Origin of the sequence: Microbacterium sp. (assembly GCF_031178525.1) — a bacterium.
Taxonomy (GTDB): Bacteria; Actinomycetota; Actinomycetes; order Actinomycetales; family Microbacteriaceae; genus Microbacterium.
Genome location: NZ_JAPSJA010000303.1, coordinates 1 through 2819, shown reverse-complemented (window position 1 = coordinate 2819; position 2819 = coordinate 1). Strand labels below are relative to the sequence as shown.

The window sequence follows — 2819 nt, the reverse complement described above, 5'->3', positions numbered from 1 at the left end:
GGCGATGTTCGCGGCCGTCGAGGACGAGTTCGGTGTGCTGGACATCCTCGTGCTGAACGCGTCGGGCGGCATGGAGTCGGGCATGGCGGAGGACTACGCGCTGAAGCTGAACCGCGACGCGCAGGTCAACGTGCTGCAGACCGCGCTGCCGCTGCTGTCCGACGGATCCCGCGTCGTGTTCGTCACGAGCCACCAGGCCCACTTCATCCGCACCACGCCGACGATGCCCGAGTACGAGCCCGTCGCGCTGTCGAAGCGGGCCGGCGAGGACGCGCTGCGCGAGCTGGTCCCGTCGCTCGCGGAGCGCGGCATCGGCTTCACTGTCGTGTCCGGCGACATGATCGAGGGCACCATCACGGCGACGCTGCTCGAGCGCGCGAACCCGGGCGCGATCGCTCACCGCCGCGAGTCGGCCGGCCGCCTCTACAACGTGTCGGAGTTCGCCGCGGAGGTCGCCCGGGCCGCGGTCGACCCCGTGCCGGCCGACAACACGCGCCTCGTCGGCGACGTGAGCGCCTTCGCCGCGGAGTGATCCGCCCTTCGCACGTCGCGGCCACCGCACAGGAGGACGATGCCCACACACGACGTCGTCGTCGTGGATCACCACGACAGCTACACCGGCAATCTCGTGCACCTGATCGCGCGCGTGACCGGGGGGCTGCCGCGCGTCGTCGAACATGACGAGTGCTCGACGGCAGACGTGCTCGCCCACGACTTCGTCGTCCTGTCGCCGGGTCCGGGGCATCCGGCCGATCCGCACGACTTCGCGGTCGGGCGCGAGGTCCTGCGCGCGGCGCAGCGGCCCGTGCTGGGCGTGTGCCTCGGCATGCAGGGGATCGTCACGACGTTCGGCGGCCGGGTCGAGCGCGTCGATCCAGGGCACGGCATCGACGCCACGGTGCGGCACGCCGGCACGGGCCTGTTCGCCGGTGTGCCCGACGGCTTCCGCGCGATCCGATATCACTCGCTCGCCGCGCTGGAGCTGCCCGACGAGCTGGCCGTCACCGCGTCCGACGAACGCTCGGGGCTCGTGATGGCCGTCGCGCATCGTTCACTGCCGATCAGCGGCGTGCAGTTCCATCCGGAGTCGATCCTCACCGAGCATGGCGAGCTGCTCGTCCGGAACTTCCTGGGAGCCGCGTGACCGGGGCGGACCGCATCGCCGAGGCCACGCGCGGCGGCCGCTGCGTCTGGCTGAATGCGGGGGACGGCGGCCCGCAGCTCGCGTGGCTCGAGCCGGACGACGTCTCCGTGACCTACGACGCCGCGCGCCGCGAGGTGACCCGGCACGCGGCGGGGCGCGCCGAGGTGGTCGGCGACGACATCTTCGCCGTGCTGTCCGCGGAGCTCGCGGCGGGAAAGCCGTCCGACAGCTGGTACGGCTACTTCGGCTACGCCGCGCGGGCGGATCTGCCCGCGCGTCCGGACGGCGTGCTGCCGGATGCCGTGTGGATGCGACCCTCGCACCTACAGCGGCTCGAGCTGCCCGCCCCGGCGGGGCCGTCGGCCTCGGCCGAGGTCACCGCCGACGCCGCGCCGGAGTGGTATCGCGTGGCGTTCGACGCGGTGCAGGAGCACCTGCACGCCGGCAACTCCTACGAGGTGAACCTCACGTACCGCGCCTCGCTGGACAGCGCGCGTGCACCGCATGAGGTGTTCGCGCGGCTGTGGGCGCTGAACCCCGCGCCGTATGCCGCCTACCTGCACCACGACGTGCCGGGGGCCCGCGCGTTCCTCGCGGGATCCTCGCCCGAGCGGTACGCGCGGATCGACGCGCATGGCGGCGCGCGCACGCTCTCGGCGAAGCCGATCAAGGGCACCACCCCTCGCGGCGCGACGCCCGAGGCGGATGCGGCTGCGGCCGGCCGGCTGCGCACGGACCAGCGATTCCGCTCGGAGAACCTCATGATCGTCGACCTCTTGCGCCACGATCTGTCGCAGGTCTGCGAGATCGGAGCTGTGGAGGTGCCCTCGCTCATGGCCGTCGAGTCCTACACGTCCGTGCACCAGCTGGTGTCGACGGTGCGGGGCGAGCTACGCGCCGACGTGTCGTCGCTCGAGGCGCTGCGCGCACTGTTCCCCGCCGGCTCGATGACGGGCGCGCCGAAGCTGCGGACGATGCAGATCATCGACGAGGTCGAGCAGACGCCGCGCGGCGCCTACGCCGGAGCGCTGGGCTGGATCGCGGGCGACGGGCGCGCCGATCTGGGCGTGATCATCCGCACGCTGCTGACCGACGGAGCCGGCTCGTACACGCTCGGCACCGGCGGCGGCATCACGGTGCAGTCGGACCCCGACGACGAGCACGCGGAGTCGCGCTGGAAGGCCGAGCGGCTCATCCGCGCCCTCGGCGGGTGACTCAGCCGCCGAACACCACGGCCGATGCGAACACGACCGGGATGCAGCCGAACGTCGTCAGGAACACCACGTCGCGGGCGAGCACCTCGCCCACCCCGTACCGCTGCGCGTAGTTGAAGACGTTCTGCGCGCTCGGGAGACTCGCGAGCACCACGACGACGAGCATGGCGTGCGCGTCCAGCTGGAACAGCAGCCCGAGCGCCCAGGCCACGACGGGCATGACGAGGAGCTTCAGACCCGTTGCGAGCAGCACGTCGGCACGCGACGCCGGGCTGGTGAGCACACGCTGTCCGTGCAGCGACATCCCGAAGCTCAGCAGCAGCACGGGCACGGCGGCACCGGCGAGCAGCCCGATCGGCTCCGACACGATCGGCGGCAGCTCGATGCCCGTCACCGCGACCAGCACGCCGAGCGCGGCGCCGATGATCATCGGATTGCGCAGCGTGCGCTGCACGGCGCGG

At 72.3% G+C, this 2819-nt stretch carries 4 protein-coding genes; 3 read left to right on the top strand and 1 reads right to left on the bottom strand.

Annotated elements, in window-relative coordinates; genetic code table 11:
- The 3 genes from RIF89_RS13530 to RIF89_RS13520 all read left to right on the top strand — a co-directional run.
- A partial coding sequence (locus RIF89_RS13530) for an SDR family oxidoreductase (RefSeq protein WP_309069612.1) occupies nucleotides 1-532 on the top strand: 532 nt, incomplete at its 5' end.
- Nucleotides 533-571: 39 nt separating this feature from the next.
- Nucleotides 572-1144, top strand: a complete 573-nt coding sequence (locus RIF89_RS13525) for an aminodeoxychorismate/anthranilate synthase component II (protein WP_309069611.1) — start codon at nucleotides 572-574, stop codon at nucleotides 1142-1144.
- On the top strand, nucleotides 1141-2358 hold the full coding sequence (locus RIF89_RS13520; protein WP_309069610.1) for an anthranilate synthase component I family protein: 1218 nt from the start codon (nucleotides 1141-1143) through the stop codon (nucleotides 2356-2358). Before RIF89_RS13525 ends, RIF89_RS13520 begins: the two co-directional genes overlap by 4 nt.
- Nucleotide 2359: 1 nt before the next feature.
- Here RIF89_RS13520 and RIF89_RS13515 read toward each other — a convergent pair.
- Nucleotides 2360-2819 (bottom strand): AEC family transporter (locus tag RIF89_RS13515; RefSeq protein ID WP_309069609.1); only part of this gene is annotated, 460 nt, incomplete at its 5' end.